This is a genomic window from Geobacter sp. DSM 9736, assembly GCF_900187405.1.
Taxonomy (GTDB): domain Bacteria; phylum Desulfobacterota; class Desulfuromonadia; order Geobacterales; family Geobacteraceae; genus DSM-9736.
The window spans coordinates 2,651,924-2,671,234 of sequence record NZ_LT896716.1 but is presented as its reverse complement, the minus strand read 5'-3'; the positions used below and the strand labels follow the sequence as shown (position 1 = coordinate 2,671,234).

The 19,311-nt window shown below is 49.9% G+C and carries 17 protein-coding genes; all 17 read right to left on the bottom strand.

Translation table 11 applies throughout. The annotated features are described in order from the left end of the window. Positions 1-870: 870 nt before the first annotated feature. Positions 871-1,932, bottom strand: a complete 1,062-nt coding sequence (locus tag CFB04_RS12145) for an N-acetylneuraminate synthase family protein (protein WP_088535519.1) — start codon at positions 1,930-1,932, stop codon at positions 871-873. Further along, positions 1,929-2,633: a cytidylyltransferase domain-containing protein gene (locus CFB04_RS12140; protein ID WP_088535518.1), complete on the bottom strand. Its 705-nt coding sequence runs from the start codon at positions 2,631-2,633 to the stop codon at positions 1,929-1,931. The genes CFB04_RS12145 and CFB04_RS12140 overlap by 4 nt, the downstream gene beginning before the upstream one ends. After that, on the bottom strand, positions 2,626-4,260 hold the full coding sequence (locus CFB04_RS12135; protein ID WP_088535517.1) for a cytidine 5'-phosphate N-acetylneuraminic acid synthetase: 1,635 nt from the start codon (positions 4,258-4,260) through the stop codon (positions 2,626-2,628). The genes CFB04_RS12140 and CFB04_RS12135 overlap by 8 nt, the downstream gene beginning before the upstream one ends. Then, complete coding sequence (locus CFB04_RS12130; RefSeq protein WP_088535516.1) at positions 4,257-5,435, bottom strand: DegT/DnrJ/EryC1/StrS aminotransferase family protein; 1,179 nt, start codon at positions 5,433-5,435, stop codon at positions 4,257-4,259. The genes CFB04_RS12135 and CFB04_RS12130 overlap by 4 nt, the downstream gene beginning before the upstream one ends. After that, the gene (locus CFB04_RS12125; protein WP_088535515.1) at positions 5,432-6,052 is read right to left on the bottom strand and encodes a trans-aconitate 2-methyltransferase; all 621 of its coding nucleotides are present in this window, start codon (positions 6,050-6,052) and stop codon (positions 5,432-5,434) included. Before CFB04_RS12125 ends, CFB04_RS12130 begins: the two co-directional genes overlap by 4 nt. Positions 6,053-6,109: 57 nt before the next feature. Next, positions 6,110-7,639 carry a radical SAM protein gene (locus CFB04_RS12120; protein ID WP_088535514.1) on the bottom strand — a complete coding sequence of 510 codons (1,530 nt, stop codon included), beginning with the start codon at positions 7,637-7,639 and terminating at the stop codon, positions 6,110-6,112. A 35-nt stretch (positions 7,640-7,674) separates the two neighbouring features. Beyond that, positions 7,675-9,063: a radical SAM protein gene (locus CFB04_RS12115; protein ID WP_088535513.1), complete on the bottom strand. Its 1,389-nt coding sequence runs from the start codon at positions 9,061-9,063 to the stop codon at positions 7,675-7,677. A gap of 85 nt (positions 9,064-9,148) precedes the next feature. Next, on the bottom strand, positions 9,149-10,228 hold the full coding sequence (locus CFB04_RS12110; protein WP_088535512.1) for an iron-containing alcohol dehydrogenase family protein: 1,080 nt from the start codon (positions 10,226-10,228) through the stop codon (positions 9,149-9,151). Between the two features lie 57 nt (positions 10,229-10,285). Then, positions 10,286-10,930 carry an HAD family hydrolase gene (locus CFB04_RS12105; RefSeq protein WP_157698789.1) on the bottom strand — a complete coding sequence of 215 codons (645 nt, stop codon included), beginning with the start codon at positions 10,928-10,930 and terminating at the stop codon, positions 10,286-10,288. Next, positions 10,923-11,597 (bottom strand): cyclase family protein, encoded by a 675-nt coding sequence (locus CFB04_RS12100; RefSeq protein WP_088535510.1) that lies wholly within the window; start codon positions 11,595-11,597, stop codon positions 10,923-10,925. Before CFB04_RS12100 ends, CFB04_RS12105 begins: the two co-directional genes overlap by 8 nt. Further along, positions 11,594-12,505: an NAD(P)-dependent oxidoreductase gene (locus tag CFB04_RS12095; protein WP_088535509.1), complete on the bottom strand. Its 912-nt coding sequence runs from the start codon at positions 12,503-12,505 to the stop codon at positions 11,594-11,596. The genes CFB04_RS12100 and CFB04_RS12095 overlap by 4 nt, the downstream gene beginning before the upstream one ends. Beyond that, complete coding sequence (locus tag CFB04_RS12090; protein ID WP_088535508.1) at positions 12,462-13,436, bottom strand: phosphoglycerate dehydrogenase; 975 nt, start codon at positions 13,434-13,436, stop codon at positions 12,462-12,464. The genes CFB04_RS12095 and CFB04_RS12090 overlap by 44 nt, the downstream gene beginning before the upstream one ends. A 100-nt stretch (positions 13,437-13,536) precedes the next feature. Continuing rightward, complete coding sequence (locus CFB04_RS12085) at positions 13,537-14,532, bottom strand: radical SAM/SPASM domain-containing protein (RefSeq protein WP_088535507.1); 996 nt, start codon at positions 14,530-14,532, stop codon at positions 13,537-13,539. Further along, a complete protein-coding gene (locus CFB04_RS12080; RefSeq protein ID WP_088535506.1) occupies positions 14,529-15,272 on the bottom strand; it encodes a cytidylyltransferase domain-containing protein in 744 nt (247 codons plus the stop codon). The genes CFB04_RS12085 and CFB04_RS12080 overlap by 4 nt, the downstream gene beginning before the upstream one ends. 7 nt (positions 15,273-15,279) lie before the next feature. Continuing rightward, positions 15,280-16,035 carry a glycyl-radical enzyme activating protein gene (locus CFB04_RS12075; RefSeq protein ID WP_088535505.1) on the bottom strand — a complete coding sequence of 252 codons (756 nt, stop codon included), beginning with the start codon at positions 16,033-16,035 and terminating at the stop codon, positions 15,280-15,282. Next, positions 16,032-18,542 carry a pyruvate formate lyase family protein gene (locus tag CFB04_RS12070; protein WP_088535504.1) on the bottom strand — a complete coding sequence of 837 codons (2,511 nt, stop codon included), beginning with the start codon at positions 18,540-18,542 and terminating at the stop codon, positions 16,032-16,034. The genes CFB04_RS12075 and CFB04_RS12070 overlap by 4 nt, the downstream gene beginning before the upstream one ends. Positions 18,543-18,559: 17 nt before the next feature. Continuing rightward, positions 18,560-19,309: an SDR family NAD(P)-dependent oxidoreductase gene (locus tag CFB04_RS12065; protein ID WP_157698788.1), complete on the bottom strand. Its 750-nt coding sequence runs from the start codon at positions 19,307-19,309 to the stop codon at positions 18,560-18,562. Positions 19,310-19,311: the final 2 nt, after the last annotated feature.

Genomic DNA, 19,311 nt, shown 5'->3' with positions numbered 1-19,311 from the left:
ATCTGAAACTGATGAGAAAAGATCCACGCCGCCAAAGTTAAACAAGCTGGTCAATCTTGAATCGTCTGATAAAGATTTCCAAAGTTTAGTACATAGCTTATCGAGTTCTGGCACAGATATGTCGCCGCTATCGAGGTAGGGTTTGATATCGACTATCTGAATCCCGCACCTCTGCAGTTCTATTAGAATCTCGCTGTTTGTCCAGAGGCTGCCAATCAGCACTGTCGGCTTCTCAAGATCTGGAAGAGGAGGTGACTGTAGATGTTTTTTGTGACTCTCAGCCGGTCCGCACGTCAAGGATTTACGTGAAAATTCGATAGCTTGTATGCCTTTTTGTTTCGCCAGGCATGGGAGGACTCGTGCTGTCAACGAGTCCCGGAGAAAATACAGGTCGTCCTCGACGGGGAGAGCGGGGGATTTCAGGTAAACGACCACTTTCGGTTGTAGCTGTTCGATAGCATGAGACAGGCTGTAGAACCTGAAGAACAGCGAATCAAGGAGGGCCTTGACTTGGTGCCGGTAATGCTTTGAGGTAAATTCAAAAGGAGTGTGGACGAATATCTTTTGGAAGTAACTGTCAAATATGGAGCAGAATTCTTCCAGCCGCCGGTACATATCTTTGGCACCTTTGAAAAGTTCCTGCTCTGAATAAAAATCTTCTACTGTTACATACGGCACGCCTTCGCTATGACAAGCATGATCCGCTTCTGCCGACATTGCCAGAAACATCTTATTTTTAAGATGGCCAGAGTGCTCCCGCAGGAGATCGATATCCTGAGAAGCTTCCACTATAAGTACGGAAACACCTTTACTGACTGACATATCTTTTTTGCTCCTGATGTAAAACAAGATGAGAGGTTGTAACTCCCGTTACTCCTCGAGCGTGCACCAGGTGATGATTTCATCCGATACAATGGTGCGGCGAGCTTTTTTGCCGACAATGTCCGAGAGGAGCCGGGGGCTTACGCCTGAAGCAGGTCGTTTCCATGTCAGATCTGATTGCTCGATTGTTTTCCCAGCGGGGATCTCCGTGGCGGCTACTAGGCTCCTTCGGGCATTTTGTCGTGCAGGCTCTTCTGACGGAAGAGGATGTTTCCGGTCGCTCCCGAGGAGTTTCGCCACCCTGGAGAGGTTGCCTCGAAACAGCTTCAGGTCACTCTTATCCATCGCATGGTAATGATCATTGCCGGGTAGCGTCTTGTCATGTGTAAAGTGTTTTTCCAGGATAACGGCCCCCAGAAGTGCTGCAATCTCGAGCGTCTTCATGTCTTTTGGTAGGGTATGGTCCGAATATCCAATTATGTGTCGGGGGAACTTCAATCTGAGGTCGGTAATCATTGCAAGATTGGCGTTGGCATCGTCAGTCGGGTAGTTAAGAATGCAGTGAAGGAGTGCAAGGGGGACTCCTGATCGCTCGATCCAGGCAACGGCTTCTTCAATCTCATAAAGGAAAGATGCACCAGTAGAGAGGATGATTGGCTTTCCGAAGGATCCAATAAGCTCAATAAAAGGCCTGTTTGTGATGTCTGAGGAAGATATTTTAAAAACCTCCATCAGATCATTCAGGAACATAGCTGATTCCACGTCGAAAGGAGTGCTGATAAATTCGATACCTGCGCAGGTGCAGTAGGTTTTAAGCTGCTCAAATTCCGTCTTCCAGAATTTGTCGTACTTCTTGAAAAGCTGAAACTGGTTGGGGGTGGGTTCCTTAGTAGTATCCCAATAAGCCGGAGAATTTACTGATGCAATTGTCTCAGCCTTATACGTCTGGAACTTGACAGCGTCGGCTCCTCCTTCTTGAGCTTCATCTATGAGCCTTTTCGCCAAGTCCATGTTACCTTCATGATTGACACCGATTTCTGCAATTACATATGGACTGTCGAGAGTGTGGGGTTTGTTGGAAGTGGAAAAAAGATCACGGATTTTTTTCATTGTCTCTCTCCAAAAAGGCACATGATCTCTGCACCATCGAGTTCGGGCGTTATGTCCATCTGTAGCAGTCTGCAGTAGTCCTCTTCGGTATCTACATCTAGCCTGATATCAGGACGCTGCAGTCGGACGTCCGGCGGGTTGAACGTTGCCGTCACAAACCGTTCCTGGTTCTCCCACAAAAAATTGAAGACGTGTTCGCGGTGTGATGGCAGGACGGCTTCTTTGAACATTGTCTCCAGAACAGCAAATGAAGAGATTTCTGCTCCGAGTCCATCGGGGTAGCTGTTCCCACGGGGGATATGGTTGTAAGCGTAGTCGCAGCGCACGCTGGAATAGAAGTTTACGAGATTGTCCAGTTCGAGCGGGGATACCAGTGGATTATCGCAACAGATCCTCATAACATCGGTTGCACCATGCTCCATGGCCGCCAAATAAAACCGGCTCAAAACATCATTTTCACTTCCACGAAATATAGTTGCCCCTGCACGCAAAAGTTGTATGGCTAAAGCATCATCTGCCGGAGTGTCGGGGATGGCAAAGACAAGAGCATCAATGGTGGATGCTTTTGATGCCCGACGGTATACCCACTCGACAATCGGAAAACCATGCAGGTGAAGCATCATCTTGTTCGGTAAGCGTGCTGAACCCATCCTCGCTTGAGCGATAGCTACCACCTTGCGTTGCGGTGAATCGTTACGCATCGCTCTTTGCCTTTTCCAGGAGTCCAAGGATGAGCTTTACTACCTTCTGCTTGTTCTGGGAAAAATTGAAGCGTTTGATGTTGTCAAATAGTTCCTTGCGGTAATCTGAGTCGTGGACCAGTCGCGACAGGGCTTCCGTCAACATCCTTTCCGTAGTTCCTGTTTCGTATAACCCAAGGTTGATGAAGCCATGGTTGTGGCAAGCAAAACTATGGGTTGCCTCGCGTGAGTGCTGCGCAATTACCAGGGAAGGAACATGCATGTGCGCAAGTTCAAAAACTGTCCGCCCATTGGATGTGATGGCTATTTGTGTCTTTTCCATTATCTTAGAGATAGCACCGGTTGCAGAGGTATATTCAATATTCGTATAGTCCGCCTGCCTGATGAATTCTTGCAGAGCAGGAGCGTGCTGGTAGCCTCCCCCCACCACTACGTATAACTTGATGTTGGCATTCTTGCAGATATCGAGGATTGCGCGAAGTGACGAAAGCGTGTAGTTGTTCTGATCCGTTCCTCCAAAAGTAATAAGCAGACCGGTAACGTCCTTGCTGAACTTGTGGGCTTTGGCAGTAGCAAATTCATCCCGTACAAAATAATAGTTATGTCCCCATCGAACTGGTTTGGTAGAGCTGTTGGGTTTGTCATACAGCTCGTTTATCGTCAGGTCCGAAAGCATCGAACCGCTTCCGAGATCCTCAAAATTTACGACCTTGATCCCACGCTCCCTGAGCCTACGTATGTACGCCGCATCCGTACTCAAAATATCGTTTATTACCATGTCTGGCTGCAGATCTATGATCTGGTCAACTATTTCTTCCTCCGGAAAAGTCTTCACCAGGTAGTCGTAGCCCGCGATAGTATTGGTGGCAATGCTGCTCCTCTCATCGCAAACAAAAACTATCTCATGGTCAGTAATTTCGTGAGCAAGTGTCAAAGCTCTGAAAATATGTCCCATTCCTACTGCGGTATCTCCGATGACCCGGAATACGATCCGGCGCCGGCGAAGCAGTTTTTCGCAGATCCACCAATCGGTATAGTTAGTGATTTCGATTCCATTGTCTTTGAGTACATATGGATAGACAGTGATATCGTGACCGTTAAAATCCAGAATGTACCTTGATTTAATAATAAAAAAAGCTCTAGATTCTACAAAGACAGGCTCTTTGTTAAAGTGAAGAATAAATTTAAATAAATTAACACCTCTTGCCCGATACATTTGTATAGCTTCTTGTTTGATCGTAACGAGCGCATCGCATCCGCTTTCAACGAATTTAGCGTAACCATTTATGATGTCATCTGCAGCAACAAGGGGCGTGTAAGCTGAAAGAAGAATTGTTGATTCATATGTGGCAGAAACCTGAAGCAAAAACACATTGAGGCAATTCAACAAGCTCTGAGAGTCAAGTTTAAGGAGCTTGTCATAGTAACAATTGACACCACTTCTGTCAGAAATGGTGGAGATCTCTTCCGAATCAGTAACTACAAAAATATGTGAAGATTCTGTTACGGACTTGGCTTTGTCTATCGCACGTTGTACGAGAGGTATCCCGTCAAGCTTTTTTACGAGGTCGTCAGCAAAAGCTACATTCTTTTTAACAGCCAGTATGATAACGCAGAAGTTATTCATTTACGCAGAGCTCGAAGAATTTCAGAGGTGGCGTCAATCATATACGTCGCATCTGTGTCAGACAGCCAATGATGAAAGGGGAAGGAAACCATGTTGTCAAAGAAAAAATCAGCGTTAGGGCAATCTGCTTTGCTGAAGCCGAGTCTGTCGTAAAGAGGATAACGGTTCAGTGGATAATACTGCACCACGCACTGAATTTGTTTCTCCGCAGCCATCTTTCTTATGAATTCGTCCCTCTTCCCGTTCGTCAACATTGCGGTGAGGAGGTGGTAGTTGTGGCGCGGGCTGTCTACTCGGTGGAATCTCAGTTCAGGGAAATCGGACATCCTGTCTATAAATGCAATGGCTCGACGTCTCTTCTGTTCATTGATCGCATCGAGCCTTTCAAGAAGTTTTGTGCCCAGCGCGCATTCGACTTCTCCCAGGCAGTAATTGCTTGGCCACAGAGGCGCCCCGTTTATAAGGGGAAAATCGAGATTGCCCATTGCAGGTAACCAGTAATCTTCGCGATCAAACCCAAATCCGCAGTGGCCATTGTGGCGAAGCATCGGGATGATCTCTGCAAAAGACTTGTTCTTTACAGTTAACATCCCTCCTTCTCCAAGAGTCGTAATATTCTTGTGCGAATGAAAAGAGAAGATGCCTAAATCTCCGAAGGATCCAGACTTATGACCATCAACTTCAGTGCCGAGCGACTGCGCTGCATCCTCTATGACAATAAGACCTTTGTTTTCTGCGAGGTCCATTATTGCAGGCATATCGGCGCAATATCCATATAGGTGCGGAACTACTAGCGCTTTAGTGTGTTCCGAAAGGCGTTCAGCGATCGTTGAAGCAGTGACGACTCGTGTCTGCAGATCTATGTCAGCCCAGACTATTTTGGCACCCCATTTAGCGAAGGGATAGGCAGAGGATGTGAATGTGTGGGAAGGTATGATAACTTCATCCCCATCCTCAAACTGACAGAGCTGAGCAGCCATTTCCAGGGCTGCAGTGGCGTTGCATACGGCGAAGCTGTGATCCACTCCTATATAGCTGCTGAATGAGCTTTCGAAGTTAGTTCGGAAGTGCCCCTGCGTCAAAGGATCTGCAGTTTGCATTGCATTGATGACAACAGCTATTTCTTCATCAGAATAATAATGGGCTCTTCCGCTGAAGGGTATTCTGAACGTCACTTTCTGCTCCTTCCAAAGAAAAGCGTGAAGCGGCGGTTACGGACCGTGATCCATTCAATAACTTCGAAATGCTTTTCCAGTTCGTACATAAGTTCCTGCTCGCTTTTAACGAATCCGATAGCATCCTCCGGGATGAACAGATTGAGAAGCAGGAATTCTGCACGATCTGCAACTGCTGCCACGAGATCACGCCAGTTTTCGATATACGACAGCACTTCACATGCCAGAACCAGATCAATTTTCGCATTTCCGACTATTTTCTCACTGATTTCAATGAAGTTTGAAGGGACAGCAAGATCCACGGCTGCAAATTCAACATCAGGATAGCGTTCTCTTGCAGTTTGGATCGCCGTCTCCGAGATGTCGATCCCAATGACGCGGTTATTTTTCTTCTTTAACTGGTGGGTAAAGGAACCTTTGCCACAGCCTATGTCGATGATGGTGTCAAAGTTGTAGTCCCGAAGCAGCACAAGATCAAAAACTCTGTGAATCTGCCGCTGGTCTTCCTGATGCCACGAGTCGTAACCCTGCGACGATTCATTCTTGTACATCTGTTCGAAGTTGCCGACAAATTTCCTTTCGGTTGTGTCAAAAACATAACGGTGATATCCGCTCATAAACAAACTCCTCTACCCGCACGATAGCCCGGCGACTCAGGAAAAATGCTCCCTCTGCTAAGCCTTCGGACGGTTTTGAGGTGACTGCAGGTCAGCGATGGCTTGGGCTATGCTTTTTCGCAGTTCATTTGCGAAAGCGGTGTGTTCTTCCGCTTGGCGGATAAGAGGAAAATAGGATTCCGGTGCGCTGACATAGAGTGCGAAGGTGTTATAGAGTCCCACTAGCTCCTGATCCGAGAGTAGGGGATTGTGAATCATTGGATCTGTGGCATCCCCGACCAGTTGCCGGTCTGGGTCGAGCAGGCCGTTATCCAGACAGAATTGACGAAGCTTGGTTCCTTCATATGGGGTGAAGATCGCCAGCGATACTGAATCAACTTTTGCCTGCCGGTTCAGCTCAATAGTCTTCATTATGTCTTCACGGGTTTCGTTGGGGAGCCCGATTATGTTGTATGACCTGGTTTCTATGCCGGCATCGCGTACCGTCCAGAAGGCCTTCAAGATTTTTTCGTTTGTCATGCTCCGGTCGAGAAATTTTTTTCGATAAGCTTCATTCCCTGACTCCATTCCCATATGAACGCAGATACAACCCATTTTTTTAAGTGCAGCAACTTTCCTGTCAGTAATGCAGTGAACAGTGGCGTCACAGAAAAATGGGAGAGACACCTCCTTAGCATAAAGATCAGCCAGTTCTTCTATCACCGCGTCCGGGGCGGCGAGGAATGTTCCATCTGCGACATAGAACATCTCGATCCCGTACTTTTCTTTTCTTATCTTGAGCTCTTCTACCCACCGTTTGGGCGATTTGTGCCGGTACTTCAGCTGTATATTGACTTCTCGATAAGCCGCCCGCATGATGTCGTTACCGCAATAGGTGCATCGATAAGGACAGTTGCGCGAAAATTCCACGACTCCCATCTTGTAGAGCTTTCCCCTGAAAGGGCCGTACAGGTGGTACGAATCGAAAGAGTCCCAGTCGGGCAGCGGGAGCTCATCCATCCCCAATGGTGGTCTTGGCGGATTTCTCCATATCGCACCATCTGCTTTACCCCAGATATTGGGACAATCCGTAACGGACTTTCCCGTCGCCAGTCTTGTGGCAAGATCTACAATTGCTTCGTCGCCTTCTCCAACACAAATGTAGTCTACAAAAGCTTCCTGCAGTACTTCTGTCGGCTCAATATTGATGTGGATGCCCCCCATGATGATGGGTATTTCGGGAAACCGCTCCTTGATTGCTGACGCCAAACGGAAATTTAGATCTTTTGCCTGCGAAAACACGGTGAATCCGATTAAATTAGGACGTTTAGTGCGAACAAACTCAAGGAGATCGTCAACAAGGCTCGTCGTTTTCAGTCGCACACCAATGGATTCATAATCGACAGGCATAAAGATGCCCGCTTCCTCCTTTTTCCGCTCATCCTGTAGTCGTTCCTGCTCGACATAGAAAGATGTGTCGAAGACGCAGGTATGGAAGTCGGCCTGCTTGAGAGCGGCAATAAGATAAGAAAGATTGAGAGGTATGAGTGTACGCATTCTATCGTTAACGCTTACAAGCATAACGTTAAACTTATTAGTTTCTGACATTGCTAGTCCTCTGCAGATATTATGTTAATGCTGCTTTATGTATGACGAAATCCTCTGAATGAGACATCTTTCTCATAATACAAGCGTTTAGTCTGGGTGATCATGCTTTGGTATTTCTTCTCAGAAAAATTCTTTAAGAGCGTAAGATTCGCTTCACATAATGCATCATAGTATTCTTCATCAGACAAGTCAGTGAAATTTACAGTAAGAAGGTCGCTATTGAGATGTTTGTTCTCGTAGAAATCTCTGCAGTCTAGGATCAAGCCTTTATCAATCGCATGGTAATAGAGAGGGCTACCGGGGTAAGGTGTAACCGGCCGAATAGTTCGCATTTGCGCGCCGTCGTCAAACTTCAGAAGAAAGTTGACACCGCTGCGAAGCGTGTCGCGGTTCTCTCCGATATTGCCGAAGATGATATTGAATCCGGGGCTGATTCCGGCCGCCAGAGTGGCCTCGATCCCCTGTTCTATCTGCTTTACCGTCAGCGCCTTGTTCATTGTTTTTAGGATGCGATCGTCCATTGCTTCTATGCCATAATTGATGAACACGCACCCGGCTTTCTTCATAAGTTTCAGTAGGTCCGGCCGCGCGAAATTCAACCTGCCGCTACAGCTCCATTTAATGTTCAATCTTGCACTAATAAGATCATTACAAAGGTTTTCAATGCGTTCTACTCCGGTCATAAGAAGCTCGTCGAAGAAGAATATGTAAGTGATCCCGTAGTCTTTCCTGAGAAGCTGCATCTCTTCTATAATTGCTTCATTGCTGCGGGGGCGAAAGCCTTCATCCATTCGATAGCAAAAGTTGCATGTAAAAGGACAACCTCTTCCCGAAATCATTTGCATAGTGAAGTCAATGTTGCTTACTCCGGGCTCACGCATCAATCTGTAGTGATCGATGGGAAAAAGATCGTATGCAGGGCGTGGAAGGCTGTCGATATCTTTTATGAGCGGTCGGCGTTCATTCACGACAACCTTGTCGCCTTCACGCCAAGCGACGCCTTTTACAGTGGCAAAGGAACGTTTTTCTACTATGGCGTTGAGAAGATCGATGACTGTTTCTTCTCCTTCACCGATTACGACGACGTCCGCACCTGTCTTTTCAAGAAAGAAAGCGGGCTCGGGTGAAGGGCCATGACCTCCGATCATGTAGAACGGTCTGTTTTTTGACAGGTTTATTGCCTCGGAAATTCTCAGCGCTTTCTTGTACTGATAGTAGCCCCCAATAAAGTTAAGCCCCACTACGTCGAAATGTTCTTTATCAAGGTATTGTGTCAGGTGCCGTTCAGGATAATGGTGCACGTCTTGGTTATATATAACCACATCGTGTCCGTGGGCCCTTAATGTTCCTGCTATGTATCCAAGGCCGATAGGAAAATAATGGATGTGCGATTCATTGTCATATACTACTAGAAGTATCCTCATTGATCAGTCCTTGCATTTTTTACAAAGGGCCCGCGAAGGGGCCTGATTTGTCAGTCACTGCTATCCGTTGACGCGTTAGCTGCCGTTACAGCATCTTGAAGATCTCACGAACTTTCTCATATGTGAGAATGTTTTTGTAGTTATCTCCCAGTGCGTTAGAGAGCGGTTTTTCATGAATTATGGTTGCTTCATATAACCGACGATAATCCTCGTCAGTGAGTGCATCGCATACGCCTTCGGGTATATGGACTTTCTGCGTACGCACCATCCTCCAGAATTCCTCATAGTTCTCTGGATAGAATTCCCGCATTCCTCTCATGACTATGCAGTTGCCTACCCCGTGATGAATGCCCAGGACCACGCTGAGGCCGGCGGAGAAGGGATGAACTACACCCACAAAGCTGTGGGCTATGGCGCATCCTCCAAGGTAGGACGCGATCATGAGTTTCTCTCGACTATCGTCATTCATCATGTCGTTACCGAGGAACACGTCACGGCAGAGTTTTATGGCCTGGTCGGAAAATGCGTCTCCAATAACATTGCGGTACCTTCCTTCCAGCGACTCGAAACAGTGAATATACGAGTCGATCCCGGTGTAAAAATACTGGTCGCGGGGGACAGTCTTCGTCAGCTGAGGGTCGAGTACTAGCTGGTCGTAGATGGTGTAGTTGCTGTTCATGCCGAGCTTAAGTCCGCTCGTAACATTGGTCATCACACAAGTTCGGCTTGACTCAGCGCCTGTACCTGAAATAGTAGGAACTCCGATTTTGTATATAGCGGGCTTATTCACCAAGTCCCAACCCTGATATTGTTCAGCGCGGCCACCATTGGTGAGGAGGTTGGCAACGGCCTTGGCTGTGTCCAAAGTAATTCCGCCACCTATGCCAACTATTGTACATGGGGAACATAAGCCGGATGACACCAACTCGTCATAAACGGCGTTGATGTAGGATGTCTTGGGCTCGTGCACCGTAGGCACAAAAACGATCCTGTCCCGCGGGTTGAGTTTGAGCGGAAGCAGAATTGAGGATTCTCGGAAATAATCGTCTACGAACAGAATGCAGTAGTCACTTTCGTCTTTCCGTTTTTCTTCGAGCAAAGCAGGAAGGTTGCCGAAAACCCCGTTGCCGATCATGTACATAAGAACATTTTTACAGTTGGTCATGCATGTCTCCTGCTTAAACAGGCGGTCTTCTTGTCGATCTCTGCAACAGGGGCTGTGTCATAAACAAGTTCGAAGAATTGCATCAAGTCCCTTCAGATCTTCTATGGCTCCAAGGACGGGGATGCCATCGAAAACGTCTGATCCCGGTACGACCCGTGCGATAAATGGGATGCCGGCCTTGCGAGCTCCTTCGTAATCGGCACGGGAATCCCCGATAAAAATTGCTTCAATGGGTTTAACTTGGTGCCGGGACAGAATCTTGAGAAGGTTCTGTGCCTTGTTGGCCGGTGCACCAAGAACTGACGAGAAGTACTGTGACAGCCCCCTTAATTCGACAATACGTCTTAGTTCAGGCTCAGGCGTTGCCGAGGCTATAGCGAGGGAATATTTCCTGCTGTTGCTTTCGATAAATTCTTTAGCGCCTGGAACAAAAGGTGCGTTGGTGACTTCAGCAAATACAAGTTGCGAAAACTCCTGCCCGAGGAGCTCAATCTCTTCAGTAGCCACCTCAGTTTGAAGAATATCCCGGTAGATGGTTTCAAACTTTTCGAAACGGTTCATTCCTCCATTTTTCAGGAGGAACTCCTTAATCTGGTCGATCTGCTCGGGGTAGTTACTGAAAAGCGTGATGAATGCTTTCGTCTTCACGTGCACCGATTCAAGAATCACGCCGTCAAAGTCGAAGATAATAGCTTTAATCACCTGTGACTCCAAATGCCGTGCAGGGAGCGCCATCCGCACCAGAAATAAGAAGGGGTGCAACAATAACAGACTTAAGCTTCCGGCATTCGCAGGGCAGGCACATATCCTCGATGATGAGGAGCGGCATCTTTACGGAAGTGGCGAGGAGGGTGCGATGGGTCCTTCTTCCTTCTTCGCGTTTGAACGGGGAGGCGACAGAGATGCAGTCAATTCCGAGAGCACGTAGGGAGCAGAATTCCTGACGCAGCCATCCTGCCGCCCCAGGCGTCAGCCAAGGTCCGTTGCTGCAGTAGACTTCCGGGGCAGTGTCCCGAAAGCGCTGGAAACACGTTCGAATAAGGAGAAGATCGGTTTCAGGATGCTTTCTCAGCTCTGCCAGGTCGTCTGCGGTGATACCTTCGCCGGGTCCCTTGTGGCAGTCAACCAGGAGTGGCGACCGAAATATAAAGTCGACGGCGCTGTAGTCTGAGAGGGTATTTCCCCTAGGGTCAAAATGCCGCGGGAAGTCGATATGCGTGCCGCTGTGGCTGGAGAGCGTCACAATGGAGGTATTGCAGGAGTCCCCGTTCGCCATTGATCTTTCATTGTTGATCACTACAGGGGGGGTCCCGGGGTAAGCAGGCATTCCTGGCCTGATTGGCCACGACAGAAGTATCACGTCAGTCATCTGAGGTTTTCAGCAATTCGGTACGAAGGAGAAGGAGGATTCAATTCCTCGTAAATCCGCTCTATGCTTGAAAGTATCCCTTGCCCAAGATCCAGGTAGCTTTTACTTACAAGTCGCCGTGCGATTTTTGGTGCGAAAGTATAGGGGGTAATCTGGTAGTGATAGGTATGCTTTGGTGAGACGTACTTGACCTTGACACGGTTGTCCATCAGTTCCTGGATCATCTGGAGCAGATCCTTGATCTTCATCTGCTGGTTCCCTGTGATAATCACATGCTCGTTGGCGAACTCAGGTGCCAAAATGTCGACACTGAACCGCGCCGCGTCGAAAATATGAATGTACTCGCGGATTTCTTCTCCGTTTCCTTCCCGAACGATTACCCCTTCTTCTATTGCCTGTTTAAGGATGCTCTCGATGAAGTTGCCGTTATCGGCACGTGGGCCGTAGAGCGACCCGTAGCGGAGGATCGTATATGGAATTCCGAAGAGGTCATGATAGTTTTCTATGAACAGCTCACAAGCCTGTTTCGTGCTCCGGTAGAACGAGCCGGACTTGCTGTAGACATAGAGAGAACTGGCAAAGATGTAGCGGGAGACGGAAGCTTGGTGACAGGCTTCAAGAATAGAGGCGTTCCCAAGAACGTTACATTTGATGCTGTCGAGTCGGCGTCGGCGTGCTTCATCGATGTCGGCGATCCCGGCGAAGTTGTAGACGACTTCGCAACCAGAGACTGCTTCGGCTACTTTTTCCGCGTCGAGGATATCCCCGACAATCATCTTCTGGTTTTCTCTAAGCCAGGGGGACGGGCGGATGTCGAAAACGGTTACGCCATAACCGGCGTCGGTAAGGGCATCAGCCACGTGGCTACCCAGAAATCCTGCCCCTCCAAAAACCACTGCCTTCTTCATGATAGAAAAACTCCCGTAGGTGATAAATGGCGCTCATTCCCATAGCCAGAACGGCTTCTTCTGCATTCCCTCCGATATGCGGGGTACAGATCAGATTCGGTAGGGCCAGCAATTCCTCATCGCTGGGGGGCTCTTCATCATAAACATCAATTGCGGCTCCGGCTATCAACCCTTCATGCAGTGCCCGCTTCAGATCTTCTGGACAAACAATAGGTCCCCGGGCCGTATTGATGAGAAACGACGATTGCTTCATCATTCTCAGGGTATCTAGGTTCACCATGGCACGAGTGGCAGAGGTCAATGGCGTATGGATGGTGACGATGTCGGCGTTCCGGAAGATCTGTTCTTTTGACGCTTCAACGACGCCTGCTTCCCTATAAAACTCATCCTGGTTGACTATGTCGTTGACGAGGACCCGGCAGTTGAAGGGACTCAGAAGCCTGATGACTTCCTTGCCGATGTAGCCTGCACCAATTATGCCGACCGTCTTTCCGCTGAGCTGCTGTCCTCCTTGCTTGTTCCAGGTTCCACTTTTAAGTTGGAATGACGATGCAAATATGTTCCGGCACAGGGCCAGCATGAACCCGAGAGTCATCTCTGCCACAGACAGCCGGTTCACGCCGCCAGTCCAGCCGATCTGAATGCCACGCTTGATGCAAGCGTCACAGTCGATATTGTCGAGTCCAACTCCGTATTTAGAAATCATTTTCAGCCGGGGAAGCATAGACAGCACTCTGTCATCGATGGATTCCAGGCCGACTATTACGCCATCCGCATCGCCGATAAACTCGCAAAGATCTTCACCTTCGAGTCGGTTTCCCGTCACATTGAGGAGCGCCTGGGGGAACTGATCAAGTAGTTCTTTCCTAAGAGCATTATGTTTTGAAAAAGAAGGCGATGTGGCGGCGATTTTTATTGAAGATCGAGTCATATCCGTTTCAGTCTCCGTTGCCACAGGTAAAGTATTCAGATTGCTAACCTCAACCAGAAATAACCGGGGTTAGTTGGCGAGGCGGAAGTTCAGGAGGGGGTCAAGATGCTTCCATGCTCCGTATTTTCTTTATCTGCGAGTCACGAAGGTAACAACCGTTACATGGTTTGCTTACATGGGCGTTTCCCATGGAATGGTTTTTACGTAACAGCTGCAGGCTTGACGAGTTCCAGGCATCACCGATGGTCGTAGTTTTTACATTACCCAACGAGAGCATTCCGCGGTCATCTTCGTTGCATGGGAGAATGGTGCCGTCGCACCAGACGACCATTCTTTGCCAGAGTTGGTGGCATGCCCACGGGAAGGGGTAGTCCAGCAGCCGTTTTTCCTCGGAAGACTCCTCCTTGAAATCGATGGCGGCAATCTCGTCGCAGTAAGGCTTCCAGAAGTCGATGTAGGTTTGGAGGTCCGCCTCGACCTCCGGCAGCGCAACGGTTTGAATCCTTATTTTTGGAAAATTCGAACCGCGGCGCTCGCGCAAGCCATGCAGAGAGCGCACATTGGCCACGACAGTATCGAAAATCCCTCCTCGACGATGTTTTTCATATATTTCGGCCGTCGCTCCTTCTATGGAAATGCTGATGCGGTCAAGGCCTGCATCTATGAGCTCGGCGGAGCGTTCTTCCGTAAGGAGCATTGCATTCGTATTGAAGTAGACGTCAACAAGCCCACATTCTTTTGCATACCTCACATAAGATGCCAGCCGGGGATGAATTAACGGCTCTCCCCTATCGTTGAACTTGACACCGTACAAGCCTTTCGCCTTGCCTTCGTCGAGGACGCGGTAGACGATGTCGTCGTCAATTAGCTGCCGCTTTACTTCCGGGCCGAAATATGTGGTTGCGCAGAAGGCACATCTGAGGTTGCAGATATTTGTGACTTCGATATCGAGGAAGAGCGGGAAATCGCCGGAAGCAAACTCCAGAGGCTGAGTCTCCCACCTTTTGCGATACTCCTGGAAGCGGGAGTCCGGGTTCTGAAAAAGGCTTCGTCCGTAAAGGTTTCGGTACAACGGAAGAGGATTCACGTTTATCATTTAGATGCCCCGTATGGCGTACTGGTCTCGCTGAAACCGTTTTTTCTCAGCCAGTACTCGGTAAGAATCAACCCGAGTTCATCATCGACGTCCAGTCCTCCCTGTTGCACAAGAGGAAGGATATTTTTTCCCATCCACCTGAACGGGGGTTGTCCCTGCGAATAGTCCATGCACTGTGGCCTGAGGACCCAAAGCGAGGCATCGCAGAAGAAGATGTCGCCGAGGCATTTCCTGTCGCAGGACAGATCCTTGAATTGACTCATATCCACTGCCGGCTCCATCAGCCCGTTCACTATCTTCTTTGCCCGCACCGGCCCATACTGGTTCATCAGTGCCACTGTCGCGACGGAGTCTGCATCCGGATTTTCACGCAGCATTTCGATCGCCCTGTCGATGGTTTCCGCTCTGATCGTTGCTGCGTTGCACAATAGGATGACGAACATCTCCGGCGGTTCGCCGAGGTGGTCCGATACCTGCTGAAAGCCGTGAAGAAGAACGTCCTCGAGCAGTGCTTCGTCCGTTGCAAGCTCGGGCGGGCGCTGAATTACCGTGGCGCCCTCTATTCTGCCAGCATCCGAGATTTCATCAGAGTCTGTCGAAATAAAGATCCGCTCAATATGCTTCGAATGCTTTGCTGCCTGAAGTGGATACCAGAATAGGGGACGGCCCAGCATCGGGAAAACGTTCTTGTTCGGAACACCCTTGCTTCCCTTGCGTCCTGACAGCATCGTGACAATCATGTTTTATTTATCCTCCGATAAGAATGTTGGAGTGGTAGTTCTGAAGCAGTACCTTGAATTCTTCGACAGATTCGTTGCGTCCCCCAGGCTCGATCAAGGCATCCCCAAGCCCCTCTAGAGGATAATTCAGCCCTAGTTGCCGGTACTTCGCCTCACCCATTCTATGGTAGGGCAGAAGATGTATCTCCTGCACGGAAAGTCGACTGACGAATCTGCCGATGCTATGAGCAAATGCGCTATGGATGTTTATCCCTGGAATAAGCGGTACCCGCAGGATCACCTGCTCTCCTTTCGCACAAAGTTTCTCAAAGTTGGCGAGGATGCGCGTATTGTCGGTGCCGGTACATGAGAAATGCACTGAATTGTCGATGGCCTTGAGATCATAAAGGTACCAGTCCACCAGCCCGTCCATTCTTGACAGAGCACCCCACGGCACGTCCCCGGCAGTTTCGATGGCAGTTCCGATATTTTGGTCTCGGCACTTTTCCAGGAGTGCAGCCGCAAAATCAGGCTGGAGAAGAGGTTCCCCACCCGACAAGGTAACCCCGCCCTGTGACTTCCGGTAAAAGGCTTTATCTTCTTGAATCAAGTCAAAGAGCTGGTCGAGAGAAACCTCGTAGTGCTGTGGCGATTCCGGCATGTATGATTCAGGATTGCAGCACCATTGGCAGCGCAATGTGCAACCCGAGAAAAATACAACCGAGCGGATGCCGGGTCCGTCATGAATGCAGTACCGCTGGTAGTTGAAGATCCTGCCGATCATCGGTTGCAAAGCCGGGCGATGAACTCGTCCTGTATTTCTCGTGTAAGGTCGACGAACCTGGCACTATAACCGCCAAGTCGAACGATCAGGTCTGGATATCGCAGAGGATCCTTTTGTGCCGCCTGCAAGTCGTCAGCATCCAGCACCGAATACTGAACCGACATTCCTCCTAGGTCGAAGTAGGTCCGTACCAGGTCCGCCCATTTGTGCAGATCTTTTTCCGTGGCTACAGTGCTTGCGGGGACAACCTGATTAAACGTCACCCCATTCGGTAGCCGGTATGAGTCAAGGGCCGCGACAGCGGCATGTGTTGCGGTGAAACCGGCCGATTGCGCAAGCAGGCTCGGGCCTGTTGAACCCGCAAGCATCTCCCGGGCAAGCCGTCCATCCGGCGTTGCCCCGACATCCTCGCCGAGAACAAGGTATATGCCCATCGAGAAGAAGCCTGCGACGAAAGTGCAACTTTCATCGCCTCTGAGCGCGCGGTGGCTTTCATAGCCGTCGCAAAAGCGGTTGACGAGCCACCGCGCCCAGTATTCAGCGCGCTTGCCGCCGGCACCGTAGCGTGGAAGCTTCAGTGATTTATCTCGGAGAGCTTCATGCCCCTCCCAATTCTGCCGCAAGGCTTGCAGGAGCTGCTCCCAAGAGCAGGCATTCTGGTTAAAGATCAGTTCCTCGATCGCCATCAGCGAATCTGCACAAGTTGCGAGCCCTACACCGGCTGCTCCGATCCAGTTGTATCGGCAGCCGCCTCCCACGTAGTCGATCCCCTTTTCGCGAGGTCCGGGATGCATCAGGTTGAGATACGGATTTGGGAAGGTGCGGGCGAAATGGTACTCAATGGCGTGGTTCATCATCACGTTCATGGCAATTGCATGGTGAAGTTGCACAGTAAAGGCTGCGGCTACATCCTCCATTTTGCCGAAGCAGGTCGGTTCTCCTGTTTTAGGGCCTGCCTGCTTGCCGGTTTTGGTGTCCACACCATTCCACATCGTAAGCTCGAGGACCCTTGCGAGATTGAAATACCCGGCATTGCTATGACCGTTAGTGTCGGCTCCGGGGCTGCTGTTCGGGTCGGTGTAATTCTCAGTGCATCCGACATCGGCATAGTGACGGGCATCTTCGAGCCGGACGCGCGTCTTCCCTAGCAGGGCAGGAATGATTGTCTCGTCGTTCAATAACTGAGGGAGCCCGCCCCCGAGGCGGAGCACCTCCAGCGCGCTGGCAATAAATTCATCAGGGCTGTTTCTGTGTACACGGATAGAGACGTTAGGCTCCTTGAGGTGTACGTGAGCAAGAGCTTCAAGAAACCGGTAGCTTAGGTAATTTGTGACATCCTCACCTTCTTGATCGACGCCGCCGAGCGTGATTTTGTCGTTGCTCCGGTCGCCTGCCAGTCCACGGGCCGACTTGGCGTCACGGACAGGCTGGTACTCGAAGCACTTCAGGAAAAAGCACTCGATAAGTTCCTGCGCCCGCTTTAGGGACGTATCATCTTCCCCGACCCATTTCTTGTAGTAGGGATAGAGGTAGACATCCATCCTGCCGAACGAATGTGAAACGCCTCCATCAGTGAGGTATGTCAGCATATGCATGAAGTGGATCGACTGGAGTACTTCCCACCATGAGTTGGCTGGATTCACCGGCACGTTCCGGCATACCTCCGCCATCAAGCGCAGTTCTTCTTCCCGCTCCGGATTGCTCCTGGCTTCCTCTTCGCAGCGCTCCGCACACCGTTGTGCGTACTCGATCGCGCCATCGGCGCAGATGAGCATAGCCTGGTAGTGGTGCAGCTTTTCGAGATCGTCGTGGCTTGACAGGCTGCCAAGGAGTTTTTTATGTGCTTGTTGGATTTCTTCTTTGAGGCCGGCCAGTCCCTTATCCAGTACACTTTTGAAGTCGAGGATGGTATGCGAGAAGCCTTTGCCGAAGTTGGGGAGAAATACCCGGGATGTAGACATGTAATCGAGCGCATCAGGCCACAGGCGCTCCATCTCTGCCCTAACGTGTGCTCCCGCATGTCGTTTCACCCAGTACGGGAGTATTTCATCCTCCAGTTCCTTCAGATCTTCCGAGGAAACATGGACACGCATCGATTCCCGTAAAGGCAGGTATTGAAGTTCAGTGACGTCATTGCCTTCCACCCCGGACAGAAGCCAGCCGGCGTAGTATTCCGGATCGACCTCTATCGCTCCGTAAAAAGCGGCTGGAGTTCCCATGAGCAGCTGGTTGTCGATGACCGGAATAGGGATATTCCTCAGGACATGTGCGCATGCCAGCGCCTTGCGAATAACCGGAGGTTCGATCTCGTGCTGACGATACGCTTCAGTAAACAGTCTTGCGCGGCTTAATGATAACTGTTGCTGATTGTCATTCAGGAGAAGGTGGCGGATTTTCTGGATACGGATTTCTTCAGGAGAATCCTCTTCAAGGACGAGGTTGCCGAGAAAGTGGCCCTGCAGGGACTTGCCCGACCGACTCCACCATGACTGATTGCTTGGCGACATGTACGGTCCCTTCCCGCTTATTTCGCTGTAAACCCGCCGTCCAGCGCCAGGTTCTGGCCGGTCATCCAACTGGCCTTTTCTGAGGTGACGAAACAGGCGAATTCGGCCACCTCTTCCGGAGTGCCGCCTCGCCCCATTGGATGCCAGTCGTGTCGTTGTCGCAATGTTGCTTCAGGGTCCTGTGTAGCATTAACGAGCGACAGGCTCATCTCGGTCTGGACCCACCCGGGGCAGATGGAGTTCACCCGTATTTTCCCTGCCAGATCGAGTGCCAGAGAACGGACAAAATTGGCGAGTCCTCCCTTTACCGCCGTGTACGCAAGACGGTTTGTAAAACCACGAAGTCCGAAAATCGACCCGATGATAAGTATGTTGCCATCTATAGTGTCGGCCAGGTCGTTTACTACCGCCCGGCAACAAAGAAAAGGAGCATCAAGATGTTCCTTCTGGAGCTCCTTCCAGTCTTCTAACGAGGTATCAAGCAGTGAGCCGGCCACAGCACGTCCTACAGATACTACAAGAATGTCGATTCCCCCCATCGCCTGCCGTACATAATCTGCGGTGGCTTCCACTGAGGAGGGATCGGTTGCGTCGCAAGGTGCTATTATGAGTCGGTTATCAAATTCTCCTGCCAATTTCAAAGTCTCACGAAGGGCATCGACGCGTCGTCCCGAAATAGCGGCCTGGCCGCCCTCACGGATCATCTGGAGGGCAATGGCTCTTCCGATGCCACTTCCTCCGCCGACTATCCAGATCCGTTTCCCCATAA

What these genes read in the sequence shown, in the direction of transcription:
- CFB04_RS12145 (WP_088535519.1), bottom strand. Translation starts at nt 1,932, where the DNA reads ATGAAAAAAATCCGTGATCTTTTTTCCACTTCCAACAAACCCCACACT.
- CFB04_RS12140 (WP_088535518.1), bottom strand. Translation starts at nt 2,633, where the DNA reads ATGCGTAACGATTCACCGCAACGCAAGGTGGTAGCTATCGCTCAAGCG.
- CFB04_RS12135 (WP_088535517.1), bottom strand. Translation starts at nt 4,260, where the DNA reads ATGAATAACTTCTGCGTTATCATACTGGCTGTTAAAAAGAATGTAGCT.
- CFB04_RS12125 (WP_088535515.1), bottom strand. Translation starts at nt 6,052, where the DNA reads ATGAGCGGATATCACCGTTATGTTTTTGACACAACCGAAAGGAAATTT.
- CFB04_RS12120 (WP_088535514.1), bottom strand. Translation starts at nt 7,639, where the DNA reads ATGTCAGAAACTAATAAGTTTAACGTTATGCTTGTAAGCGTTAACGAT.
- CFB04_RS12115 (WP_088535513.1), bottom strand. Translation starts at nt 9,063, where the DNA reads ATGAGGATACTTCTAGTAGTATATGACAATGAATCGCACATCCATTAT.
- CFB04_RS12110 (WP_088535512.1), bottom strand. Translation starts at nt 10,228, where the DNA reads ATGACCAACTGTAAAAATGTTCTTATGTACATGATCGGCAACGGGGTT.
- CFB04_RS12100 (WP_088535510.1), bottom strand. Translation starts at nt 11,597, where the DNA reads ATGACTGACGTGATACTTCTGTCGTGGCCAATCAGGCCAGGAATGCCT.
- CFB04_RS12095 (WP_088535509.1), bottom strand. Translation starts at nt 12,505, where the DNA reads ATGAAGAAGGCAGTGGTTTTTGGAGGGGCAGGATTTCTGGGTAGCCAC.
- CFB04_RS12090 (WP_088535508.1), bottom strand. Translation starts at nt 13,436, where the DNA reads ATGACTCGATCTTCAATAAAAATCGCCGCCACATCGCCTTCTTTTTCA.
- CFB04_RS12085 (WP_088535507.1), bottom strand. Translation starts at nt 14,532, where the DNA reads ATGATAAACGTGAATCCTCTTCCGTTGTACCGAAACCTTTACGGACGA.
- CFB04_RS12080 (WP_088535506.1), bottom strand. Translation starts at nt 15,272, where the DNA reads ATGATTGTCACGATGCTGTCAGGACGCAAGGGAAGCAAGGGTGTTCCG.
- CFB04_RS12075 (WP_088535505.1), bottom strand. Translation starts at nt 16,035, where the DNA reads ATGATCGGCAGGATCTTCAACTACCAGCGGTACTGCATTCATGACGGA.
- CFB04_RS12070 (WP_088535504.1), bottom strand. Translation starts at nt 18,542, where the DNA reads ATGTCGCCAAGCAATCAGTCATGGTGGAGTCGGTCGGGCAAGTCCCTG.
- CFB04_RS12065 (WP_157698788.1), bottom strand. Translation starts at nt 19,309, where the DNA reads ATGGGGAAACGGATCTGGATAGTCGGCGGAGGAAGTGGCATCGGAAGA.